The following is a 24,643-nucleotide window of genomic DNA, read 5'->3' as shown; positions in this document are numbered from 1 at the left end:
ACGTCATCGGATTGGTGACCAGGGAATCAGAAAATAAGTAATTGTTTTACTGTCGGTTCTTTTCTTTGGAAACGGTCACGCTGATTTAAGTTTTGTACCTGACTGAGACTAACTATTGGATTCAATCACAATTAAAGATATTGCCCGCGCCCTGGATCTGTCCACATCGACCGTTTCACGGGCTTTGCGGGACAGTTATGAAATCAGCCCGGAAACTAAAAGGCTCGTGCTCGATTATGCCAAACAGTTCAACTATAGGCCTAATCAGATTGCACGGAGTCTGAAAGAAAACCGCAGTCGCATCATCGGGGTGATCGTTCCGCAAATTGCCAATAACTTTTTCTCGGAGGTCATCAACGGCATCGAGGCCGCCGCTTACCTCCGGGGTTATTATGTGTTTATTTTCCAAAGCCACGAATCCTACGAACGTGAACTGGTGACTTTGCGGCAGGCCATTGACCGTAAAGCCGATGGTCTGCTTATCTCCCTTTCCAGCAGCACCTCGGATGTGTCGCTCTTGCAAAGCCTGCAGGAGAAGAAGCTACCCATTGTGCTATTCGACCGCGTTTCGGCCGAACTGGACGTACCCTGTGTCACTTCCGACAACTTTGGCGGCGCTTTTGCCGCCACCGAGCACCTGATTGAAACGGGACGACGACGCATCGCGCACATCACCATACCCTCGTATATTTCCATCACCCAGGAACGCCTGGCCGGCTACCGGGCTGCCCTCGAACGGTACGGGCTGGGGTATGACGAAAACCTGGTCCGCTACACCGACTTTGGACAGACCGACGTGGGGCCGGTTATCAACGATCTTTTGACCCAGGCCCCCGATGCCTTTTTAGCCGCCAGCGATCGGCTCGCCATTAGTTGTCTGGCCGCGCTGAAAAAGCGAAATATAGCCATTCCAGAGACCGTTTCGCTCGTAGGCTTTACCAATACCCCCGTGGCTGATTTGCTGGACCCAGCCCTCAGCGCGGTCGAACAGCCCGCGTTGGAAATCGGCCGCATGGCCGCTCAGCAATTGATCGACCTCATCGAAATGAAGGCCGATACCCTCAGAGTCGGCCGAATCAGTATACCTACGCGGCTGGTGGTCCGGGCTTCTTCCCGGTTGACGTAGCTCCCAGTCAATCGATTTTCGATAGCTCATCGCATTGATCCATCCCATTTCTTCAGCCATTTCGGATATTCTCGGGCCAGCAATTGGGCGGGCCAGGTACCATACCAGGCATAGCCCGTCCGGCGTTCGGGATCGATTTCTGCCAGGCTGTATTTTTTGATACCATCGCGCCCACAAAAAAACGGCCGGTTGGTATCGAGTTCGTAAAAACGCGCCCACAGGGTCGAGTTGGAATCAGCTACTACCACCATATCCTTCCCTCTCGGTAGTTGCGGGGCGCTAACGATTTTGGTAGCAATACCCGTCAGCCGTACCGAATCGAGCCAGGCTACCCCCGCCCGAACGGCTTCTTTCACTGCGGGTGACGGATTTTCAAGGCTCATCAAAAACCTCAGGATTCCCACGCTTTCACCTCCGCTCAACGATGGCAGCTCAAACTTTCGGGCATGGGTAGGCAACAGGGTGATCCGGTCGTGTTGGGCGCACCAGGCGGTACGGGTACCATTCTGTATGTACTGCGTATTCAGGATGCAGGCAATGCCACGCTCCACCGCCTGTTGGGCTGGCAATACAAGGGCTTTGTCGACTGCGTCGAAGCCTTTGGTGCCCTCCGCGGTGTATCGCATCACCCACAGTACGTCAATCATGGCGTTATCGTTGTAGGTAATCTGCTTGCGGTAGCCGCTCGAATCCGGATAAAACTGCGCCCAGCCACCGCTGGCTTGCTGGGCGGCCAGAAGGTACCGGATACCCCGTTCGGCTGACTGAAGGTAGGCAGGGTTTTGTGTTTTCTGGAAAGCGCTGACCAGGTAGTTAATTTCATGAGTAGTGGCCTTGTCATCGATGGTAGCATCGAGCCGTACCTTGTTCTGGACCAGCAGCTGCTGCTGCTCTGGTGTGAGTTGCAGAGAATAGTCGATGGCGTCACCGCCCGGTTGGGGCCATCCGCCATTGTCGCGCTGGAATAGCAACATTCGTTCAGCAATCGGGTCAATTGTCTCCTGCGTATAACCAGCGGCGGAAAAATGCCAAACAGAAATACTAAAAAGAAACAGGAACATACTACTATGCCTCTTCCAGCGAGTCATTGATGTTGTATTTAATAATTTCATCACCCTATTTTTTGTCGGCTAACAACCCACAGTTTTGTGTCTGGCTATCCAATATTTCCTGAATTGATTCGAAAAAAAACATCCGTTTGATCTTCAAAATATTGTGATCGCAGGTAAAGCGAGGATTAAAGTTTGGCAGAGGAGAGCTAGCTTCCAACACATGAACCAGCTTTTTTTACGCAATCGTTGCCGGGATCGATCCCGGCAACGATTGCGTAAAAAAAGCCAATTAAATCTTGACAAAATAAAATAACGAGGTCTATCTTGCATTGATAAATAGCGATAAAGTAAGAAATAATTGACCCTTACCAAGAGTTGATAAGCGTGTTGATTTTATCCTTTTGGCCGATATATTTCAAAAAAGCGAGACACCTATACTGGTTGGAATGAAGCAGAAATCGTGATAAAAATCTAGTATACCTGCACACCGATTAAGGATTATGATTAAAAATTGGCTGGTAAAATAAATAGTAGCTGATGAAAATACGGCTTAAAAAAATTAGATATAAAATACCAGATCTACATCGGTTTATTGGCAGGACTGATCTTGTTAAATTAAACAATAAAATAATGTTCATTGCGGAATAATTAGCAATTTCTATTACCGAGATTATAGCTAAAATATCAATTATTATTTTGTTCCTTCGACTTTTTTAGGATGCAAACTCTGGCCTGTCGGACAATTATATTGATCACAAATACTTTCAAAAAGATTACTATTTTAAATATGCAATTTTATGAGACAATCAAAATTCTACAATTTCCATCGCTTCATGCTACTCTGTATCTTACTGCTCACCCCTTTTCTTCTGTTGGCACAAATGAAGGGGGTTTCGGGTACGGTGACTGACGAAAATGGGCAAGGGATGCCGGGCGTCAGTATTGTTGTAAAAGGTACCACACGGGGCGTGCAGACCGATGTTGATGGGAAATATACCATTCAGGCTGAAGCTGGGGAGGTGCTAAAATACTCGTTCATCGGCTATAAAAATGCCGAAGTTCAGGTAGGTAGTCAGGCTGTTTACAATATAGTCCTGGAAAGCGAAACAGCTTTGCTGAATGAAATTGTGGTAGTTGGTTACGGTGAACAGAAGAAATCGGATGTGACCGGCTCCATAGTCAGTGTAAGTTCAGAACAATTAAATGAAAGGCCCGTGGCGAACGCCCTGCAAGGGTTGCAGGGCCGGGCTGCCGGAGTTGACATTTCCTCAAATGAACGCCCGGGGCAATTGGGAAGTATCAATATCAGAGGTGTTCGTTCATTGACAGCTTCCAATTCTCCATTGTATGTCGTAGATGGTATCCCTCTGATTTCAGGAGGTATTGATAACATCAACCCTAATGATATTGAATCGATTGACGTTTTAAAAGATGCATCGGCAACGGCTATTTACGGTTCACGCGGAGCAAATGGGGTTGTAATAATTACGACTAAAAGAGGTAAGAATGGCAAATTTACGTTGAGCCTTAACTCAGCAGTAACGACCGAAACACTGCAAAACAGGTCGCAGTTGATGAATGCTGCTGAATATATCGAATACAGAAGATGGGCAAAGTATTATTCGAACCCAGCGGTTTTCCCTCGTGGCGACCAGCCTACACAAACCAATGACTTTACAATATTCTTAGGTTCGTCGGACCCTTCCGCCTGGAACAATATCCTGAAAGGCTGGGCAGGTGGGACCTGGGATGCCTCGAAGGTTGAAACAACCGATTGGGTTGACATTGTAACCCAAACCGCCATTACTCAGCAACATACGTTGAGTGCCAGCGGGGGTACCGAAAAAATGAAAGCGTATGGTTCTTTTGGTTACCTAAGTAATCAGGGTACTATCGTTGGGCAAGGATATAACCGGTATACTGGAAAAGTAAGTGTTGATATCAAAGCAACCAACTGGTTGAATTTTGGCGGAAGTTTGAGCACTACCTATGGTGTAAACGAATACGGACAGTCAACGGTCGGCAGAAACTCCTTAGTAAATACGGCAGGTTTATATGAAAGTGCAAGGGCTATTTTCGCTTATACTGTGCCGTATGATGCGGATGGCAATAGAGTTGAATTCCCGGGTGGGGACATTGCGGTAAAGACAGTGGTCGACGAAGCCATGTATTCGCAAGATCAGCGTGTAAATATCAGAGCTTTTGGAAGTTTGTACTCTGAAATAAATTTCGGCTCTTTCGCGAAGTTTTTAGAGGGTTTGAAATACAGAATGAATTTCGGGCCGGATCTTTCCACAAATCGTGATGGTGTATTCCTCGATTCGAAATCGGTTGTCAGGGCGGGTTCAAGCTATGCTTCCTTAGCAAAAGAACAGTCTTTGTCATATACCTTAGACAATATACTTTATTATAACAAAGTATTCAATAAGCATCAGATTGGAATCACTGCGCTGCAAACGCAAACACAATATCGCTTCGAATCGAGTTCGATGGGAGCCGATAACATTCCGTTTTCCAGCCAAAAATGGAATGCTCTTTCCACTAGCAATTTAGCTCTTTCATCCTGGAACTCAGGATTGGTAGAACGTCAGTTACGTTCGTATATGGGGCGTGTAAATTATGACTTTGATGGCAGATTCTTAGTCACTGTATCTGGGCGTTATGACGGAGCTTCTCAGCTTTCTGCTGGTCATAAATGGGCATTTTTCCCAAGTACTGCTTTGGGTTGGAGATTGGACAGGGAAAACTTCTTTTCGGGCATGAACTGGATAAACTTACTTAAACTGCGCGCTGGTGTAGGGGTGACGGGTAACGCAGCCATTGACCCTTATTCTACAAAAGGTGGTTTAAGTCCGTTATTCTATCCATTTAATGCAACGTTGGGAGCCGGTGTCGCAAACTCTTCCACGATGGCAAATCAGGATTTGACATGGGAAAAAACAAAGCAGTATAACTTTGGCACAGACTTCATTCTATTTGGAAAAAGAATTTCAGGTAGTTTGGATTACTACACTTCTCAAACAACCGACTTATTATTAAAGAAAACGATTCCTTCTGTAACGGGCTTTATTGATACTTATGCAAACGTAGGCAAAACAGCCAGCCAAGGCATTGACTTGACGTTGAATACGCTTAATATCAGTAAAGGTGGTTTTGAATGGAATACTACATTCAATGGTTCATGGCAGGACAACCATATCATAACTTTGGCGAATGGTCCACAAGACGACATCAACAATGGCTGGTTTATTAATCAAAGTCAGAGTGTTATTTATGGGTATGAATCGAATGGAATCTGGCAGGAATCAGATGCCGAAGAAATGGCAAAATTCAATGCCAACGGACACAATTTTTCAGCGGGTAATGCAAGACCTGTTGACCAAAACGGCGATTATAAAATTGATGCGAATAATGACCGTGTGATTATAGGAAGTACAATTCCGAAGTTTTTGCTCGGTCTGACCAATTCTTTCGATTATAAAGGTATTTCTCTTTCCATTTTCTTGTATGGACGTATGGGTTATTATTATGATACAGGAGGTGAGGGGCTTACCGGTCGTTTCAACCAGCGTTTGGTTGACTATTATACAATTAATAATACCAATTCAGACTATCAAAAACCGATATATACCGAAGCATCAGGCGACCCATTCTATCCTATCCTGGGCTATAGAAGTGGCTCGTTCCTCAAAATCAGAAATATTTCTCTAGGCTATTCAATTCCGGATAAAATTTCAAAAAGCATTGGATTGAGCCACTCTCGTATTTATGTGCAAGCTTTAAATCCAGGTATGGTTTTCAACAAAGTTGACTGGATAGATCTTGATCTGAGAAGCTCTGCGTGGAATAGAGGCTTTACAGCGGGTATTAACATTGAGTTTTAATCTATAGGTAGCTGACAGCTATTAGCCTCATAAAACTCAATGAGAAGTATTTTATAAAAATTTCAATGCAAACCAGGTTTGCTTCAGTCCTTTAAACATCGAAATAATGAAGAGAATATTCAATAAAAACATAAAAGCAGGGATGATAGCAATGGCTTTGCTGGCTATGACTTCCTGCAATGATGACTTTCTGAACGAAGATCTTACGACCCAACGAAGCACCGATTTTTATAATACAGAAGCAGGTATTCAGTCTTTGGTAATAGGTGCCTACAATAAAGTTTTTGCCATCCCTTTTAGTAATGAGGTGCAATTTGCTACAACTAATTATGGAACCGACGAGTTTCATGTGGGTGGTGACGGCTCAAATGCGCCCTGGAACAACTACGACGGAGCCTTTCAGTCTATCGTAACAACCACCAATTCGAATACTGTTGCAGCTAATGCTGCCTGGGATAACTATTACGTAGGTATAAGCCTTGCCAATCAGATCATAAAAGCAGCAACCGAAATTAACTCTACCAGCAATGCCATCAAAAAAACGGCATTGGGAGAAGGCTATTTTATGCGTGGATTCAATTACCTTCATTTGGTGCGTCAATATGGAGGGGTACCCTTGAAATTGGATGTAAGTACTACCGTAGAATTGGAGTTTACCCGTGCCACAGCCGAAGAGGTTTACAAACAGGTAATTGCTGACTTGACACAAGCCTACGAGCTTTTGGATAATACGGCTGGGGCTCCCGCCAGAATTACAAAAGATGCAGCAGCTCACTATTTGGCAAAAGCCTTACTTTCCAGAGCCAGTGAAATAAACGATTCGTGGAATTCTTCGACTAAGGCCGCCGACCTCGCCAAAGTAGTAAGTTTAGCGGATGAAGTGATTGCCCACCACCCACTGGCTGCAAATTTTGGTGATATTTGGAATTATACAAAACCAAATGGGACTAATGAAACCTTGCCTGAGCTCATACTTTCAGCCCAGTTCACAAGCGACCTTTCTTCCACTACTTTCAACTTTTCTCACGTTATATTTACCGCTCGTTACGATGATCTGCCTTATATGCAGCGCGATTTGACCGGGATGCGTCCATATAGTAGGTTATCCCCCACGTACTTCACGTACGACATTTATAATCATGTGAATGATTCTCGTTTTTGGAAAACTTTCAGGACAAAGCATAGACTGAATAAAGGAAGTGGTATTTATGCAAATGGTGATTTAGGTGTTATTTATATTATCAATAGTAAAAATGATACCCGTTTTGCTAAAACCAAACTTTCAGGAGAGTACGTTTATGAAAAGACAAAAAAGACTGTCCCTAATGCTTATGTGGCTTATGCTGCTGACGGAATTGGATTAATGGTCGAACCTCGTTTCCCTTCATTGACCAAGCACTTCGATGCAGCTCGCATTGCTATTAATGACAATCGTGGGATGCGCGATGAGATCGTGGCCCGTTCGGCTGAAACCTATTTAATGGCTGCCGAAGCAAAAATTCGGCTTGTCAAGCTTGGTCAGGGTTCATACAGCGATGCACTGCCCTATATCAATGCTTTGAGAAAAAGAGCGGCCTATAAGTCAGGTGAAAACAGATCTTCTTATACCGATGGTGCTGCTGCTTATGTAGTTTCTCCACTAAATCAAAACGTAGATCTGAATTCATTTATGACTGAAAATTCATACTATGAATCAAATAATATCCCTGTAACTACTGCGGCAACTGATTTGGAAATTTCAAGCATTTCAAATCTTCCAGAAGAAGACCAAGCTGTAATTACAAAACTGGGTTTATCTAGCGATTATGACAAGATGCTTGCCCTTATTTTAAATGAACGTACACGAGAACTTTGTGGAGAATTTCATCGCTGGGAAGATTTGAGTCGTACGAAAACATTAGTATCAAGAGCCAAAGCATATAACCCTGGAGCTGCTCAATATATTAAAGATTATCATGTTTTAAGACCCATACCGCAAACGTTCCTTGATGCAATTTTCAGTAATGGAAATGCGCTGACTTCAAGTGAAAAACAGAATATGCAAAATCCTGGATATTAAAATAGAATAGTCAGAAAAATCTTTAACAAGGTTGCCCCAATTGGGTCAACCTTGTTTTTTTAAAAACTATACTTTTTCGATTGTAATAGTAAAATTTATAATCGAGGTTTTGGATCTAATAAATCTAGATATTAGTATGTATCAATTCTGCTCAGAACTACTAAAACCCGTCCACCCGAAATCTATACACTGATGCCGCTTTGGCCACTTACAAATGGGAAACTTGCTTTTTTTACGCAATCGTTGCCGGGATCGATCCCGGCAACGATTGCGTAAAAAAAGTCAATAAAATCTTTCTTTAATCAAAGAATGGCGTCCATCTTGCGTAAGGAATAAACATCCGTCAGACTCTTGGAAGGTAGTTGTTTTTTGTTTCTAGTTTCTCTGGAAAGTAGAAAATCCGGAGCGTAAATGAACATTACGGGGGCCCATTTCGAATGCTCTTTAAAATTCCGGGCTGTGGCTTCCCTCAACAATTATTGTTTAGATTATTTCTCCGTATTTAATAACTCCAAATGCCTGACCGCAGCAGGCAATCCTGGCCAGATACCGGCGACCTTAAAGCTTTGTGTCTTTCTATATTCCGTACACTCGTTATCCAGTAAAAATAACAACTACTATCAATTCAACTTTTAACATCTACCTAGCATGAGTAAACCTTGTCCTTACCTGAACAGGATTGCTGCTGTGGCAATTTTGTTCTTATTAATTCTTCACACTCCCGATATGGCACTGGGGCAGGGCAAAGTGAGTGGTCTGGTGACCGACTCACAGCGAGAGGGACTTCCCGGAGTTTCGGTCCGGGTTAAGGATACAAACGTGGGCGTCATTACCGACGTAAACGGAAAGTATCAGATTACGGCCTCCGGCAACGCAGTCCTCGTTTTCTCGTTTATAGGAATGGTTTCAAAAGAGGTACCCATCGAAGGCAAATCGATCGTCGATGTAGTGCTGGAAGCTGATGTGAACAATCTGGAAGAAGTGGTGGTGGTTGACTTTGGGTATGGAACCGTCAAGAAAACGGACATGACCGGTTCGGTAGCTACCATGGGGGCCCGCGAACTCAAAAATATTCCCGTAGCCAACGCCGCCCAGGCCATGACCGGCCGCATGCCAGGGGTAAGTGTTCTTACTTCCGACGGATCGCCCGATGCCGAAGTCGTGATCCGCGTCCGGGGCGGAGGCTCCATCACACAGGACAATTCACCTTTGTACGTAGTGGACGGGTTCATCGTCAGTAGCATTCGGGATATTCCTCCTACGGATATTCAGAGTATCAACGTTCTTAAAGATGCGTCGGCCACTGCCATTTATGGAGCACAGGCCTCTAATGGCGTAATCGTTATTACCACCAAAAATCCGACCGCCGGCAAAGTGTCGGTGTCGTACAATGGCTTCATGCAGTTCAAACAATTACCGAAAAATCGCAGCTATAAGGTACTATCGCCATATGAGTACGTATTGGTCAATTACGAAAGGGCCAAACTGCGTTCGCAGTCCGACGTAAACTCTTTTGAAAAGTTTTTCGGCAAGTACCAGGATTACGATCTGTATCAGGAAAAGAAAGGTACTGACTGGCAGGAAGAATTATTCGGTAGCCCGCGGACTTCGCAGTACCACAACCTGAGCCTGAGCGGCGGCACCGAAAAAACCAAGCTAAGCCTGAGTCTCACCAACAACACCGACGAGGGGCTGTTGATCGGCTCCGGATTTACGAGAAATGTACTCAACTTCAAGCTAAACCAGAATATTTCCAAGAAACTGACTTTTGAAGCTTTTACCCGGATTACCAATACGGTGGTCGATGGGGCGGGTACCTCCGGCAATGCCCAGATTAACATTAAAGATGCGGTGCAGACCCGGCCAGTCAACGGTGTCGCCGACGAATTGGAGATCGACCTGACCAACATAAACAGCGACGACGACTACCAGTCGTTTTTGCTCAGCCTGGTGAGCCCGGTGAAGCTGGCCAAGCAGGACTGGCGGGAGCGAACTACTAATGATTATATTCTGAGTGGCGCCCTGAACTGGAATATCCTTACGAATCTGGACTTCAAAACTACCTTCACGTCTTCCCAGTCTTTTGACAAGAACCTTCGTTATTATGGCCCGCTCACCGGCGAATCGTTCAATAACGGCAGTAGCCTGCCGCTTGGGGAGAAAACGGAAAATGAATCGTTCTCCTATCGCTGGCTGAATACGCTGAATTACAAAATGCCGGACATGGGAAGTCACCGACTCGACTTCCTGTTTGGGCAGGAGCTTTATGCTTCTGGCGGGGATTATAGTTTTGTCCGGTCGGAGGACTTCCGCGAATCGATCACGCCGCAGGAACTGTTTGCGAATATGACGTTTGGCCGTACCGACCGTCATGAAACCCGCGAACTTACCAACTCCAACCGAATGTCGGGCTTTGGTCGGGTAAATTACCAATTGAAAGACAAGTACCTGGCTACGGTAACGTTTCGGGCCGATGCTTCCAGCAAGTTTGCCAAAGAAAACCGGCTCGGGTTTTTCCCGGCTGCCGCGCTTGGCTGGAAGATTTCGGAAGAACCTTTCCTGAAACAGTTCAATGCTATCGACGAACTTAAACTGCGCGTTAGTTATGGAGCTACGGGAAATGACCGGATCGACGCCACCGCCACCCAGTTTCTGTTTCAGGGATCGACGTTGCGGGGACCGGGATTTGGCAATTTTGACAATACCTACTATACCCCTTCGGGATCGACACTGTACAATCCTAATCTGGTTTGGGAAACGACCATTAACCGCAACGCCGGAGTCGACTTCTCCTTTTTCGAGCACAAGCTGGAAGGTAGTATGGACGTGTATCACAATACGACCAAAGACTTGCTGCTCCGATCGGTCATTCCTTCGAGCACCGGATTTACTACCCAATGGAACAACGTGGGTGTTACGTCGAACCGCGGTATCGAGCTTGGTCTGACGGCTTATCTGATCGATCGTCCTGACTTTATGTTATCGGCGAATTTTAACGTGGGTCGGAATAAGGCAAAAGTGGAAAAGCTCGATGGTACCGAATCCCGGTTTTTCCAGTCCAACTGGGCAAGCACTGATTTGCGGGATCAGGACGACTTCTACGTGAAAATCGGGGGTACCCTGGGGGATATCTACGGGTATGTCACAGACGGCTATTACAGTGTTGACGATTTCTCGGCTTACGACGAAGTATCAAAAAAATACATTCTGAAAGAGGGGGTACCCAATGCCGGTGGCGTGGTAGGTAACACCAATTTACGCCCTGGCTTCCTGAAATTGAAAGATCTGGATGGCGACGGCATCATTAACAGCAACGACCGCCAAGTGATCGGCAATACCCTACCGCAGGCGCAGGGAGGCTTCGGGCTCAATTCGCGCTACAAGGGTTTTGACTTTTCCTTATTCTTCAACTGGTCGTACGGTAACGACGTGTATAATACGGGCAAGCTGCAGTATAATCAGTTCAGAAGGGTAACCTACGGCAACCTGCTCACTTCCATGTCTATGGAAAACCGGTTTACCTACCTGGACGTGGACGGTTCGTACACGGGTACCCCAGGGGGTATCGTGACCGACCTGGGCCAACTGGCGGAACTGAATGCCGGGAAAAATATCTGGTCTCCGCACGGACTAGGCGATGCCCAAACCGTTATTCATTCCTGGGCGGTGGAAAACGGCTCTTTCCTTCGTTTGAACAACCTCAATATCGGCTATTCTTTCCCTAAAGAATGGATTTCCAAGCTGAAAATGTCGCAGCTACGGGTGTATGCGACCGGGAATAACCTGCACTTGTGGACCAAGTACTCAGGCTTCGATCCGGAGGTAAGTACCTCACGAAACACGGGTTATCAGGGGCTCACGCCGGGCGTTGACTACTCTTCTTTCCCCAGAAGCCGCTCGTATACCTTCGGTGTGAACATCACTTTTTAATTCTCAAAACAATGAAAAAAAGAAATATAATATTTTCCCTGGCGATCATCTGCGCTTTGTCTTCCTGCAAGGACTTTCTTGATCCGGTATCGCTTTCGACCTTTAACACGGCCTACATCTATTCCAACATTGATGATGCCAGGAAAGGGGTAAATGCAGCCTACGTCTCCTTCGGTACTGATGGTTTCCGTTCAAGGCTTTCCAACAACATGACTGGAAATACCGACATCGAACGCCAGAGCGGTTGGGGCTCTACGGGCGACCGCCATCAGATCTGGAACCTGAATGCGGTACCGGGCAACGGCGACTTGCGTCAGTTCTGGAATGCAGCCTATACATCCATCCGCGATTGCAACATTGCCATCGAAGGTATAGAAGCAAGCAGTGTGTTACAGTCATCCGATGCGGCCTCAATCAAACAGATGAACCACATGCTGGGCGAGGTGTACACCCTGCGGGCTTACTGGTACAGCATGCTGATTTATTACTTTGGCGATGTACCCAACGTGCGGGAAGCGCCGAAAGCGGGCCAGGATTTTTACCTGACCCGGGAAGACCGGAATCTGATTCTTACGCAGGTCATTGACGACTTGATCAACGTAGAAGAAAAAATGCTGTGGGCCGATCAGGCTACCTACGGCATCGAGCAAGTCAACCGGGAATTTACGTTGGGTATGATCGGTCGGCTTGCCCTGCAACGCGGGGGGTACTTTCTTACCCCGGAACTGAAAATGGAGCGGAAAGCTGATTATCTGGAGTACTACGAAATAGCCCGGAAATACACCGAAAAGCTGATCACGCTCAAAGACCGCGAGTTACCGAGAGATTTCCGCCAGGTTTTCCTGAATGAAAGCAAATTCATTACGCCCGTAAACAGTGACGTACTTTTCGAAATTCCTTTTGCCCTCGGTAACGGTGACGTTGCCTGGAACATCGGCATCACGGTGGACGGAGGTACCACGGCGGCCCACAGCTACGGTTCAGGTAATAACTACATGGGGATTCCGGTCACGTATTACTTCTCCTTCGATACCACGGACGTGCGCCGTGACGTGACGTGCGCACTTTATAAAATCAACACCAGCTTCCAGAAGGAATTTATTTCGAATGTGAATAACATTGCCCAGGGAAAATGGAGCCGCCACTTTCTTGATACCCCTCCCGGCCCCTCTACCGCCAAGGGTACCGGCATCAACTGGCCCATGATGCGTTACCCTGATGTACTGCTCATGTACGCTGAAGCCGAAAATGAACTCAACGGACCTACGGCAAAGGCGCAGGACGCTTTGAAAAGAGTCCGTCAGCGCGCGTTCGATCCCGGCCAATGGAACACAAAAGTGGATCAGTACGTGCAGGGCATTTCGGGTAGTAAGCAAGATTTCTTTAACGCCCTGGTAGACGAGCGGGCCTGGGAATTTGGCGGAGAAATGATCCGCAAGTATGAGCTGATCCGCTGGAACCTATACTCGGATAAAGTGAAGGAGACCGTGACGGAATTGAAGAAAATGGCCGACGCCGCCTTCACCGGAACGGGTGAGTACTCCAATCTGCCGGACTATATGTATTGGAAACGTAACTCAAGTGGCGAATTCGTTGTGCTGAACCCCAACCGGAAGTACATTGGTGCTCCCGATGAAAGCTGGAATCGGGTACCTTTTCTGGCTGGTTTATCCAACAGCGTAACTACCTACGCCGAATGGATTCTGAAAGACTGGGAGAATTACTACAATGGCCCCCAACCCGGCGTGGCCAGGTACATCTTCCCCATCCCGGCGGAAGCCATCACCAACAGCCAGGGTAAGCTGGACAACAGCGGCTACAGATTTCAATAAGACGGCATTTTTAAATGTATATGAAAATGAAGAATAAAAATTTTGTACACAGTTTTTTCATAATCCTGGTTGGATGCTGCCTTTTGGTAGGTTGTAAGGAAGATGAGGTATTCAAGCAGACACGGCTGTTTAGCCCGGTCCTGAACAAGGAGCTCAGCTCCGAGCTAAATACGATCATCGTGAATATGGGCAAAATGAAGCAGGTGGATTCCTACACGATTGAGGTAAGCCGCGATACCTTCCGGACGGTAGATTACACGATTACGGTCGACACCAACTATGTGGTGCTGGATGAAGCAACGCTGAACGGCGATCCGCTGTTCTGGAATACCTTGTACCAACTACGGGCCAAGGCCCACGCCTCAGATCCTCAATATGACAGCAAAGTGTCGGATTTGGGGAATGTAAGAACCCAAAAGTTTCCCAGCGTACTGCTGACTCCGGCCAAATACGATGTGATCGACAATGCCGCCAAAGTACGGTGGCAGGTGGCTGGTTTGCCGGTTACTGCCATCAAGGTATTTGCCGGTACCGACCTAAAACTCACCAAGCCCCTGCGAACCGTACCCGTGCCGGAGAGTAATCAGAAGGCGGGCGAAATTATCATTGAAGGGCTGGACCCGTTGTCGTCCTACCAGCTGGCCATTTACAGCGGTAACGAGCTACGTGGCTGGGAAGTGTATAAAACCATGAAACCCGCCGTGGATCTGACCGGTCCGAATGTGGTCGATCTGTCGAAATCCAACGATTCCACCGCTTTGGCAACTGCCGTTTCCACAGCCGCCGAAGGTGCGATCATCGTTCTGAAAAAAGGGGTACGGTACCTTACGCCCACAACGCCCCTGAACAAGTCGATCACCATCACGTCGGCCTATGGTTTTGGGGAAAAACTGGCTACGATGGTCAACTGCAACTGGAATATTGCAGACGGCTCGAGCCTCAATACGGTAAAATTTTCGGGTATTGAAATCATCGGCGGGGGAATTGGCAGCAGCTATATTTTTAACCCCAACCCGTCTGTGTTAACTACCCTGGAAAACCTGATTATTGAAGACTGCATCGTAAGTGAGTTACGGGGTGTGCTGCGGATAAGAAGCAAGATGTTTATCACCAATTACACCATTCAAAATTCCATCATCCACCGCATAGGCGGCTACGGTATCCTGACCACCGACACGGATGGTGAAGGCATGGCAGCGGTAGATAATATCCTGCTTGAAAGCAGCACTTTCAGCAAGATCAATATGTTCATGACCTCGCGGCAGAACACCAAAACGATCAAGATCAACAACTGTACCATGAGCGAGGTAGGTACCAGCGGGGGTACCCTTTTCAACTGGCGTGGTACCGCCGGTGTGCGCAGTAACGTAACGGGTGGCATCAGCATCACGAACACCGTTTGGGGCCACGCCTGGGATGAGGCCAATACCAAAAACTTTGCGGTCAGAGGCATCGCGGGTGGCCTGGAAGCGACCAACTTCTCGATTATCAACACCTACGCCACATCTGACTTTGCCTTTGTGGCGGGTTCGGAAATCGCCGGGTTCCCTTCAACTACCTATAACAAGAAGGCCGAGGAACTCTGGATAAGCCCCTACACGGGCCTCAACTTCGGTTTTAAAGATGCCGCATTTCCCGGCCGACGGGCCGCAGGCGACCCACGCTGGAGAATACAGTAAATAAAATCATTTTCACAACCAACCATATCCGGTACTCGCCGGGTGTGGTTGGTTCACTATGTAGTATGCAAAATCGTTCACTTTCCCAATGCCTGGCCCTGCTGATACTCACAGTAGCTTGCGCAAAAGCGCAGTCTCCGTCACCCTATAGCTGGACGAACCTACCCCAGGTAACCGAACCTACCTTTCGTAAGGATACTATCAATATCATGCAGTTTGGTGCCAAAGGCGATGGCGCAACCCTCAATACCCAGGCGATCAATTCGGCCCTCGTTTCATCCAGTAAAAAAGGGGGCGGTGTGGTACTGGTGCCACCCGGCCTGTGGTTAACCGGACCCGTTGCGCTGCAAAGCAATGTCAATCTACATCTCCAAAGAGGCGCTATCCTGCTTTTTACCCCCGATAAAAGCCAGTACGCGCTGGTGGAAGGTATTTATGAGGGCAAAAGGGCAGCCCGCAACCAGTCGCCGATTTCGGGTACCAATCTGGAAAACATCGCGATCACAGGCCAGGGAATCGTGGATGGCAACGGCGACGTGTGGCGGGCGGTGCACAAAAGTCAGCTCACTGAGAGTGAATGGAAGGAAAAGGTAGCTTCGGGCGGCGTTCTGAAAGACGACGGCAAGACCTGGTACCCGAGCGCGCAATTCAAGTCGGCTAGTGTGGAGGGCAAGAGCATGCTAATCGGCGAAGGGCAAAAACCGCGGGACTTCGCCGGAATGAAAGATTTCCTGCGTCCTAACCTGCTGGTGTTGAATGGCTGCAAGAAAGTACTGCTGGAAGGCATCATTTTTCAGAACTCTCCGGCCTGGTGTCTGCATCCGCTCATGTGCCAGGACCTGACAATCCGTAAAGTCACCACCAAAAATCCCGATTACGCTCACAACGGCGACGGGATGGACATCGAATCCTGCAAGAACTTCCTGATCGAAGGCTGTACCCTGGACGTGGGTGATGACGCCATCTGCATCAAATCGGGCAAGGACGAGGAAGGCCGCAAGCGGGGCATGCCTACCGAAAACGGCATCATCCGCAACAATACCATCTATAAAGGCCATGGCGGTTTTGTGGTAGGTAGCGAGATGAGTGGCGGCGCGCGGAATATATTTGTCGAGAACTGTACTTTCATGGGTACCGACAAAGGCCTGCGTTTCAAGTCGGTTCGGGGACGCGGCGGTGTGGTCGAGCACATTTACGTCCGCAATCTGTACATGAAAGACATCGTGCAGGAAGCCATTTTCTTCGACCTGTACTATTTTGTGAAATTTGCCACCGACGGCGAGCGCGACATGCGCCCGGAGGTGAACGAAGGTACCCCCATTTTCCGCAACATGCACTTCGAGAATATCGTCTGCAACGGAGCTCAAAAGGGCGTTTTTATTCGTGGATTACCCGAAATGCCGGTTTCAAATATTACCATGGAAAATATGGTATTACAGGCCGAGAAAGGAATCGAACTGATTGATGCGAGCGATATTAAGATCATCAATACCGATCTGATAACCAAAGAAACCCGACCCGTCGTGCTGGTGGATAACAGTAGCCAGCTACGTTTCGACCGTCTTCAGTACAATGCTGACACCGAAGTACTGTTCAAGATCGACGGTGCCCGCAGCCAGGCCATTGAGGTAGTCAACACCGATACGAAAAAGGCAAAAGTAAAGGCGACGTATGGTCAGGGCGCAAAAGATTTGAAGTTATAAATGTGGTACGGCCGGCCCGGCCGTCCTTCAAGATCTGATTCAAAATATCAATGGTAAAAAAATTGCTTATAGTCGCCTGTTTGCTGGCTAGCATTCAGTCAATCCGTGCCCAAACCATCCCCAACCATACCTACCCCGCCACTTTCACGGTAGCGCAGGATGGTAGCGGCGATTTCAAAACCATTCAGGAAGCCGTCAATAGTTTTCGGGACCACTCCCAGGAGCGGGTGAAGCTGTACGTCAAGAATGGTACTTACGCCGAAAAGCTGGTGATTCCTGCCTACAAACCCAATATCCACATCATCGGTGAAAGCCGGGATGGCGTCATCATCACCTGGGATGATTATTCGGGCAAAGCTTACCCGTCGGGAGTAGTGGATCGGTTTGGCAAGTCCGTGCATAGTACCTATACTTCCTATACGGTCCTGGTGGAAGCGCCCGATATAATCCTGGAAAACCTGACCATTCGCAACACGGCCGGACGCGTAGGACAAGCCGTGGCGCTCAATGTGCAGGCGGATCGGTTTGTGTGTCGAAATTGTGCCTTACTAGGCAATCAGGATACCTTGTACCCCGCCGCCGAAGGAACCCGGCAGTACTACGACAACTGTTACATTGAAGGTACTACCGATTTTATATTTGGAAAATCCATCTCGGTTTTTCAGTCCTGCACCATCAAAAGTCTGTCGAATTCGTACATCACGGCGGCGGCTACTCCCGTCTATCAGTCTCACGGATTTGTATTTTTTGACTGCAATCTGATTGCTGCTCCCGAAGCCACCAAAGTGTACCTGGGGCGTCCGTGGCGGCCCAATTCCCATACCGTATTCATCCGGTGTCAGATGGCAAACCATATTGTACCGGCGGGGTGGGACAACTGGGGGAATCCGGCCAACGAAAAGACGGCCTTCTACGCCGAATACCAAAGCACCGGACCGGGAGCGGCTCCCGACAAGCGGGTAACGTGGAGCCATCAGTTTACCGAAAAGCAGGCAAAAGAGTTGACGCCCGAAAAAATTCTTTCCATGGATTCACCCGTTTCCACCCACGAAGCAGACTGGTTTAAACCGGGTAAAACAATGAAACAATCAGCAGCAAAAAAGTAGCATGAGAAAATTTTGGCTGATTTTCATGGGATTGGGGCTGTTTTCTATTACAGCCCAAGCGCAGTCGGTACCCGCCAATATTTCAAAAGTCTGGGTGTCCGATCAGGGAGATGGTACCTATAAGAATCCGGTGCTCCACGCCGACTATTCCGACCCGGATGCCTGCCGCGTGGGCGACGATTATTACATGACGGCGTCGAGTTTCGACGCCGTACCGGGACTACCCATCCTGCATTCGAAAGATCTGGTCAACTGGACCCTGATCGGCCACGCGTTGAAACGACAGCCCCCCATTACGCATTTTGAGAAGACACAGCACGGCAACGGCGTCTGGGCACCCGCGATCCGGTACCACAACAAAGAATTCTATCTCTATTATCCTGATCCCGATTTTGGCATTTATCTGACTAAAGCTACCAATCCCGCCGGTCCCTGGTCCGAGCCGATACTGGTAGAGGGAGGCAAAGGTCTGATCGACCCCTGTCCGCTCTGGGACGACGATGGGCAGGTGTACCTGGTGCACGGCTGGGCCGGGAGCCGGGCGGGGATTAAAAGTATCCTCACCATTAAGAAACTGAACGACGAGGGTACCCAAGTAGTGGATGAAGGCGTCATCGTGTACGACGGCCACGAAAAAGACCCTACCGTCGAAGGCCCCAAGATTTACAAACGCAAAGGGTACTACTACCTGTTTGCGCCGGCGGGAGGAGTATCCACTGGCTGGCAGCTGGTACTGCGGTCGAAAAATATCTACGGCCCGTACGAGCGGAAAGTAGTGATGGATCAGGGAACTACCCCAATCAACGGACCTCATCCGGGAGCCTGGGTGGATACAAAACCCATAAATGGCAAGCCCGGCGAAGACTGGTTTCTGCATTTTCAGGATAAGGAGGCCTACGGGCGGGTAGTGCACCTGCAACCCATGAAGTGGGTGAACGACTGGCCCGTGATTGGGGTAGATATTGACGGAGATGGCAAGGGCGAACCGGTGCTTAGCCACAAAAAACCAAATCTACCCGTTTCGGCGAAAGCTACTCCCCCCGAATCAGACGAGTTTGAGACAACCAATTTGGGCTTGCAGTGGCAATGGCAGGCCAATCCGAAAGGTACCTGGCACACCACCAGCAACCTGGGGTACCTGAGGCTTTATTCGTACAAAGCCCCTGACGAAGCGGTAAATTACTGGTTTGTACCCAATCTATTGCTGCAAAAGTTTCCGGCCGAGACATTTATGGCTACCACCAAACTGACTTTTCACCCCAATCCCAAACTGGAAAACGAGCGTGCCGGCCTGATCGTCATGGGACAAGGCTACGCCGCGCTGGTGCTGCGGAGTGAAAAGGACGGAGTTAAGCTGGTACGGGTAGTTTGTAAAAAAGCCTACGACGGAAACCCTGAAGAGGAAGAAGTTATCAATTCCATGGCTGTCGGCAGTGAGGTGTACCTCCGGGTAGCAGTGACCGAAGGCGCCCAATGCCAGTTCAGTTACAGCCTCGACGGGCAAAAGTACACCAAAGTCGGGGCACCTTTTCAGGCCGAGGTGGGGCGCTGGATCGGGGCCAAGCTGGGGATTTTCTGCACCCGCACTACCCAGACCAACGACTCAGGCTACGCAGACTATGACTGGTTTCGGGTAGAGCCTATTGCTTCTGCACTTCGTTAATCTTCTCCCTCCTTTTTCCTGTGCAACTTGGTGATGCTTTATTGTCGTCGGGGATCAAAAGCAATCCTGAGCTACCCAACATGCTTTTATTATCATGTGTGGTGACTGGAAAATGTGATGCACTATTCCTTGCCCATAACCTAGAATAACAGGGACCGGCCGATTTCTCAGAAATCTAATCCACATCTTCGTCGGATTTTTTCTGCAATTATCTATTTGGTTATTCCTAGCGCCCGCAGTTCATGTTCTGCTCCTGAGGAAATAGGGTAACTACACTCTCTTCACAACCGAATCAAAAGGCCCTAATTATCACTAATTAAATAACAAAGTATAACTTTTAAATAATATTTGCAACATATGCTTTTGCCATTTATTATTGTTTGGTCGTTGGTTCATTTCGCAAAATAATAGTTGTTAATTATACAAGGAGTTAATACTATCTATTAGGAAATAGCAAAAATATTTTAGTAAAAAAATAAAACTTGACCATACCTTCTTTACTACTTTGTATGAACTATTTATATTGATACGAATAGTTAGCACATAGTTAATGCCAATAGCACTTATTACCTACGTCAAGTGTTAGCAGATTCCTCACCTACCCGTAAGAACTAAGAAAAATTTCCCAGCTTTTAATTTTAGTTTAGTATAGCGCTACTGTTATATAAATATTTAATCTATAATAATCACCCTAGTATTCATGCAGAAATTGTGAGGATTATTAATAGTATCTATTTAATAATCAGTATATTACATTTTAATTCTTTGCTTATCCATACGAAATTCCAGAAAATCAAAGGTTTGTCTGCAAGCTATTTTTGACCGCTATGCTTCCATGATAATCCATGGTTTATACGATTCATTTTACCTCGTTTTAATAAAGTAATTAAAGGAAAAGTGAATAATATATTTTCAAATCAATAGTATCGAGTTCAGTTCTTACTTACTTTTTTTCTAGTTCTTAAAATCTGGTAAAATAATAAAATCCACTATGTGGAAAATAGATCAGAAGATTTTATACCCAAGAAATGATACCTACTAACTATTGATTACTATGATGAAAAGAACACTACTCAAAAAGATGGTTGTACTTTCATTTTTTGTGGCAGGCAGTATGGAAGCCTTTGCCCAGGAAATGAAGCTGTATGCTTATCTTGACAAACCGGCCGCCGGCCGCCCGAAGTCCGTCATCTTGAAATCTCAACCCAAGCATTTGGGGGAAGTTTTTCAAATGCTGGAAAACCGCTACAAAGTTCATATCACCTCCGAAGAAGAGGGCATTTTCACAAAACGTATAGTACTACCGGTAGATGATTTTTCAAGTATTGAAACTACCCTGCGCCACGTGTTATCGCCCCTTGATTTGACCTACCGTAGGGCAGGAAACACCTATGTGATTCAGAAAAAGCCCAAAACACCAACGGCAGCCAGGGCACGACAGGTTGAGATCATGATTAAGGGACGGGTGATCTCTAAAGAAGATGGTCAGGGCTTACCAGGCGTCAATGTCATCATCAAGGATTCACAGGTTGGTACGAGTACCGACGCGGATGGTACCTACTCGATAGCGGTTCCCTCGAAGGATGCCACGTTGATATTCTCCTACATTGGCTACAACACGCAGGAAATACAGGTGCTAGACCAAACGACCATCAATGTTTCCCTCTCGACGGATACCCGGCAACTGAGCGAAGTGGTGGTAACGGCATTGGGTTTCAAGGAGAATAAAGATCGGCTGGGCTCTACCTCTTCTACCATCAAGGCCGATGATATTGTGCGTTCGGGCGAAACAGGCGTCATCAACGGACTTACCGGCCGGGCGGCCGGGGTGCAGATTTCGCGCTCGACGGGCGATCCCGGAGCGGGCTCCAATATTCAGATTCGGGGGCAGAATACCATCACGGGGTCTAACCAACCCCTCGTCATTATCGATGGCATCCCCATGAGCAACAGTACCCTCGGCGATGCCCGGGGAGGTGTGGCGCAGCAGTCGCGCCTGAACGATATCAATCCCGAGGACATCGCGTCGGTGCAGGTATTGAAAGGAGCATCGGCAGCGGGACTATGGGGATCGAGGGCAGCGAATGGGGTGATCATGATTACGACTAAAAAGGGAGCAGATGATAGTAAGATCAATATCAGTTATTCATCCACTGTTTCATTTGACAAAGTGAACGTATTGCATCCCTTGCAGGAAACCTACGGCCAAGGTACCAACGGTGCCTACACCCCTACGACTCAGTACTCCTGGGGCGATAAAATAGCGGATCGTACGGGTGGTGCCGACGAAGTAAATATGAACGGTGCCCGTTTCGAGTCGTATAATGGTCCTACCTTTTACCCCATCATTACCAAAAATTCCAAAGAAACCTACAACGATGCCCGGCGGGATGCGGTGTTCAGAACAGGTACCTACTTCGACAATAACATCAGCTTGAGCGGCGGCAACGACAAAGGCAATTTTTACCTGAGCCTCGGTAATCTTGATCAGAAGGGGATATTTGCGGGGCAAAGCGATTACAAGCGGAGTTCGGTCCGCTTCAATACGACCCGCCAGTACAACGACATAATACGGGCTTCGGCCAATGCCAACTACGTGAGAACTACCTCCAACCGGATTCAGAAAGGCGATAATACCAGTGGCCTGTACCTGGGAATGCTGCGGTCTTCGCCCGACTTCGACAGCCGTTACTGGAAGGGCTCTTACTTTGCCTCGCCCACCGCTTCGGCCATCACCAACCGCCAGCGGTCGTACCGTAATTACCTGGGTGCTTCGGCCAATCCGTCTTATAATGATCCTTTATGGACCATCAATGAGTTGACCAATTTCTCGGAGGTCGATCGGTTCATCCTTAGCTCTGAGCTCGTGATAAGTCCACTCAACTGGTTCAATATCACGGCCCGGGGAGGACTCGACACCTATACCGACCGCCGGGTGACGAACAACCCGGTATCATCGGTAGTCAATTCGGGAGCGGGGCAATACGAGCAGGAGATGATCAAAGAAATGGAGATGAATCTGGATATAATCGGGCGGGCTACCAAAAACTTCGGCTCCAACGTCACAAGTACCCTGATTGTCGGCTTCAATGTCAACGACCGGAAATACAACAGTCTGGGCGGCATCATGAATAACTTTATTCTGGAGGAGGCACCCCCCAATTTCAGCAACTCCATCAACGCCAACAACTACCCCTACAACCGCGAAACGCACCGCCGGATGGCGCGTCTGTATTCAACGCTGAACTTGGGTTTCTACGATCAGCTGTATGTGAATTTATCGGCAGCGGGTGAAGCGGGTTCCACGTTTGGCAGTGAATCGAAGTCGACGTTTTACTATCCCTCGGCCGATGTAGCGTGGCAATTCACCCACCTACCCCTGTTTGCCAGTTCAGCGCTATCGTTTGGAAAGTTGCGGGCTTCCTACGGAATCGTGGGTATTCAGCCCGAAGCATACCGGAATACCACGCCCTACGTAACAGCCTCGTTTGGCAGCTGGGCTACCAACCTGACGGGTTCGGGCTATGGCGGTGCGTACGTGCAAAGCACCAGCCAGGGTGATCCTTACCTGAAACCCGAACGGAAAACCGAATGGGAAATCGGGACTGACCTGCGCTTTTTCGACAGTAAGCTTTCCGCCGGATTCACCTACTACCAAAACCGAATTGTCGATCTGCTCCTGCAGGTTTCGGCGGCGGGTTCGTCGGGATTCAGTCAAAGGTACACCAACGCGGGTACCATGGAAAACAAGGGGATGGAACTTGACCTCAACTACAATGTGCTACAGAAAGGCGACTGGGAGTGGAACGTATTTGCTAACTGGAGCCGCAACCGAAACGAAGTCACTGATCTGGGAGGCACCGAAATCGTGACTTTCACAGGCGGGGCACTCAGCACAGTAGCCAGCGTAGGGTACCCTCTTTCGTCTTTTTACGGGGGTGTGTACAAGCGCAATGCCGACGGCACCAAAGCGCTTACCGAAAAAGGCTTCCCCATTCTTGACACTGAACTGCAGATCATCGGCAATCCGAATCCCGACTGGCGTGGTGGTTTTGGCACGAAGGTAGGCTACAAGAATCTTTCCTTTAATCTGCTGTTCGAAACATTCCAGGGCGGTGATTTTTACGAAGGTACCCGTGGGGTATTGGTCAACTTCGGTACCTATGGTGACGTAGGAAACGAAGTGACGCTGAGTCAGGACATGTATACCTACGCCGGTAAACTGATTCCGGCGGGAAGTACCGTGCGGGGTAATGTAGCCGATTTCGGAGGCGGTCCCGTGCTGTTGGAGCAGTCGTATTATACCTCCATCGGAGGGCACTCGGGGCAGCTGGCCGAGCAGTTCGTGAAGGATGGCAGCTGGACGCGGGTACGGGAAATATCGCTGGGGTACAGCCTGCGCACAGCTGGTTTTCGCCAGAAAACCAAGCTGCAATCCATCGACTTCACGGTCACGGGTCGTAACCCTTTCCTATGGACCAAAATTGTGGGGGTCGATCCCGAAACCAACGTGTCGGGCGTAGGGAATGCCCGCGGGGTAGATTACTTCAATAACCCCAACACCAAGTCGCTGGTATTCAGCCTCAAAATAAATTATTAATCGTCCAAA

At 48.1% G+C, this 24,643-nt stretch carries 11 protein-coding genes; 10 read left to right on the top strand and 1 reads right to left on the bottom strand.

All coding sequences use genetic code 11. The annotated features are described in order from the left end of the window. The first annotated feature begins 115 nt into the window (after nt 1–115). The gene (locus tag GBK04_RS18100; RefSeq protein ID WP_152762054.1) at nt 116–1,126 is read left to right on the top strand and encodes a LacI family DNA-binding transcriptional regulator; all 1,011 of its coding nucleotides are present in this window, start codon (nt 116–118) and stop codon (nt 1,124–1,126) included. Nucleotides 1,127–1,152: 26 nt separating this feature from the next. Here the strand turns inward: GBK04_RS18100 and pelA are convergent, their stop codons facing one another. Beyond that, nucleotides 1,153–2,100, bottom strand: a complete 948-nt coding sequence (pelA, locus tag GBK04_RS18095) for a pectate lyase (protein WP_373331089.1) — start codon at nt 2,098–2,100, stop codon at nt 1,153–1,155. An 875-nt stretch (nt 2,101–2,975) separates the two neighbouring features. Between pelA and GBK04_RS18090 the strand changes: the two genes are divergently transcribed. The 9 genes from GBK04_RS18090 (at nt 2,976) to GBK04_RS18050 (ending at nt 24,634) form a co-directional block, all read left to right on the top strand. Then, nucleotides 2,976–6,062, top strand: coding sequence for a SusC/RagA family TonB-linked outer membrane protein (locus tag GBK04_RS18090; protein WP_152762052.1), 3,087 nt, complete (start codon nt 2,976–2,978; stop codon nt 6,060–6,062). Between the two features lie 106 nt (nt 6,063–6,168). Further along, nucleotides 6,169–8,121, top strand: a complete 1,953-nt coding sequence (locus GBK04_RS18085) for a RagB/SusD family nutrient uptake outer membrane protein (protein ID WP_152762050.1) — start codon at nt 6,169–6,171, stop codon at nt 8,119–8,121. Nucleotides 8,122–8,769: 648 nt separating this feature from the next. Continuing rightward, nucleotides 8,770–12,051: a SusC/RagA family TonB-linked outer membrane protein gene (locus tag GBK04_RS18080; RefSeq protein WP_152762048.1), complete on the top strand. Its 3,282-nt coding sequence runs from the start codon at nt 8,770–8,772 to the stop codon at nt 12,049–12,051. Nucleotides 12,052–12,062: 11 nt separating this feature from the next. Continuing rightward, nucleotides 12,063–13,883 carry a RagB/SusD family nutrient uptake outer membrane protein gene (locus GBK04_RS18075; protein ID WP_152762046.1) on the top strand — a complete coding sequence of 607 codons (1,821 nt, stop codon included), beginning with the start codon at nt 12,063–12,065 and terminating at the stop codon, nt 13,881–13,883. A gap of 26 nt (nt 13,884–13,909) precedes the next feature. Further along, a complete protein-coding gene (locus GBK04_RS18070) occupies nt 13,910–15,562 on the top strand; it encodes a DUF4957 domain-containing protein (RefSeq protein ID WP_152762044.1) in 1,653 nt (550 codons plus the stop codon). 65 nt (nt 15,563–15,627) lie between these two features. Then, on the top strand, nt 15,628–17,265 hold the full coding sequence (locus GBK04_RS18065) for a glycoside hydrolase family 28 protein (protein WP_152762042.1): 1,638 nt from the start codon (nt 15,628–15,630) through the stop codon (nt 17,263–17,265). 50 nt (nt 17,266–17,315) lie between these two features. After that, nucleotides 17,316–18,371 carry a pectinesterase family protein gene (locus GBK04_RS18060; protein WP_152762040.1) on the top strand — a complete coding sequence of 352 codons (1,056 nt, stop codon included), beginning with the start codon at nt 17,316–17,318 and terminating at the stop codon, nt 18,369–18,371. Nucleotide 18,372: 1 nt separating this feature from the next. Continuing rightward, nucleotides 18,373–20,034 carry a glycoside hydrolase family 43 protein gene (locus GBK04_RS18055; protein ID WP_152762038.1) on the top strand — a complete coding sequence of 554 codons (1,662 nt, stop codon included), beginning with the start codon at nt 18,373–18,375 and terminating at the stop codon, nt 20,032–20,034. A 1,054-nt stretch (nt 20,035–21,088) separates the two neighbouring features. Beyond that, entirely contained in the window at nt 21,089–24,634 is a 3,546-nt protein-coding gene (locus GBK04_RS18050; protein WP_373331088.1) for a SusC/RagA family TonB-linked outer membrane protein, read from the top strand. Nucleotides 24,635–24,643 lie beyond the last annotated feature (9 nt).

The organism is Salmonirosea aquatica, from assembly GCF_009296315.1.
Lineage (GTDB): Bacteria > Bacteroidota > Bacteroidia > Cytophagales > Spirosomataceae > Salmonirosea > Salmonirosea aquatica.
Note: the sequence above shows the minus strand (reverse complement) of the source record. Positions and strands in the feature narration are given on the sequence as shown.

Coding starts and splice junctions, on each gene's coding strand:
- GBK04_RS18080 (WP_152762048.1), top strand. CDS start 8,770: ATGAGTAAACCTTGTCCTTACCTGAACAGGATTGCTGCTGTGGCAATT.
- GBK04_RS18085 (WP_152762050.1), top strand. CDS start 6,169: ATGAAGAGAATATTCAATAAAAACATAAAAGCAGGGATGATAGCAATG.
- GBK04_RS18070 (WP_152762044.1), top strand. CDS start 13,910: ATGAAGAATAAAAATTTTGTACACAGTTTTTTCATAATCCTGGTTGGA.
- GBK04_RS18065 (WP_152762042.1), top strand. CDS start 15,628: ATGCAAAATCGTTCACTTTCCCAATGCCTGGCCCTGCTGATACTCACA.
- GBK04_RS18050 (WP_373331088.1), top strand. CDS start 21,089: ATGATGAAAAGAACACTACTCAAAAAGATGGTTGTACTTTCATTTTTT.
- GBK04_RS18060 (WP_152762040.1), top strand. CDS start 17,316: ATGGTAAAAAAATTGCTTATAGTCGCCTGTTTGCTGGCTAGCATTCAG.
- pelA (WP_373331089.1), bottom strand. CDS start 2,100: ATGTTGCTATTCCAGCGCGACAATGGCGGATGGCCCCAACCGGGCGGT.
- GBK04_RS18055 (WP_152762038.1), top strand. CDS start 18,373: ATGAGAAAATTTTGGCTGATTTTCATGGGATTGGGGCTGTTTTCTATT.
- GBK04_RS18075 (WP_152762046.1), top strand. CDS start 12,063: ATGAAAAAAAGAAATATAATATTTTCCCTGGCGATCATCTGCGCTTTG.
- GBK04_RS18090 (WP_152762052.1), top strand. CDS start 2,976: ATGAGACAATCAAAATTCTACAATTTCCATCGCTTCATGCTACTCTGT.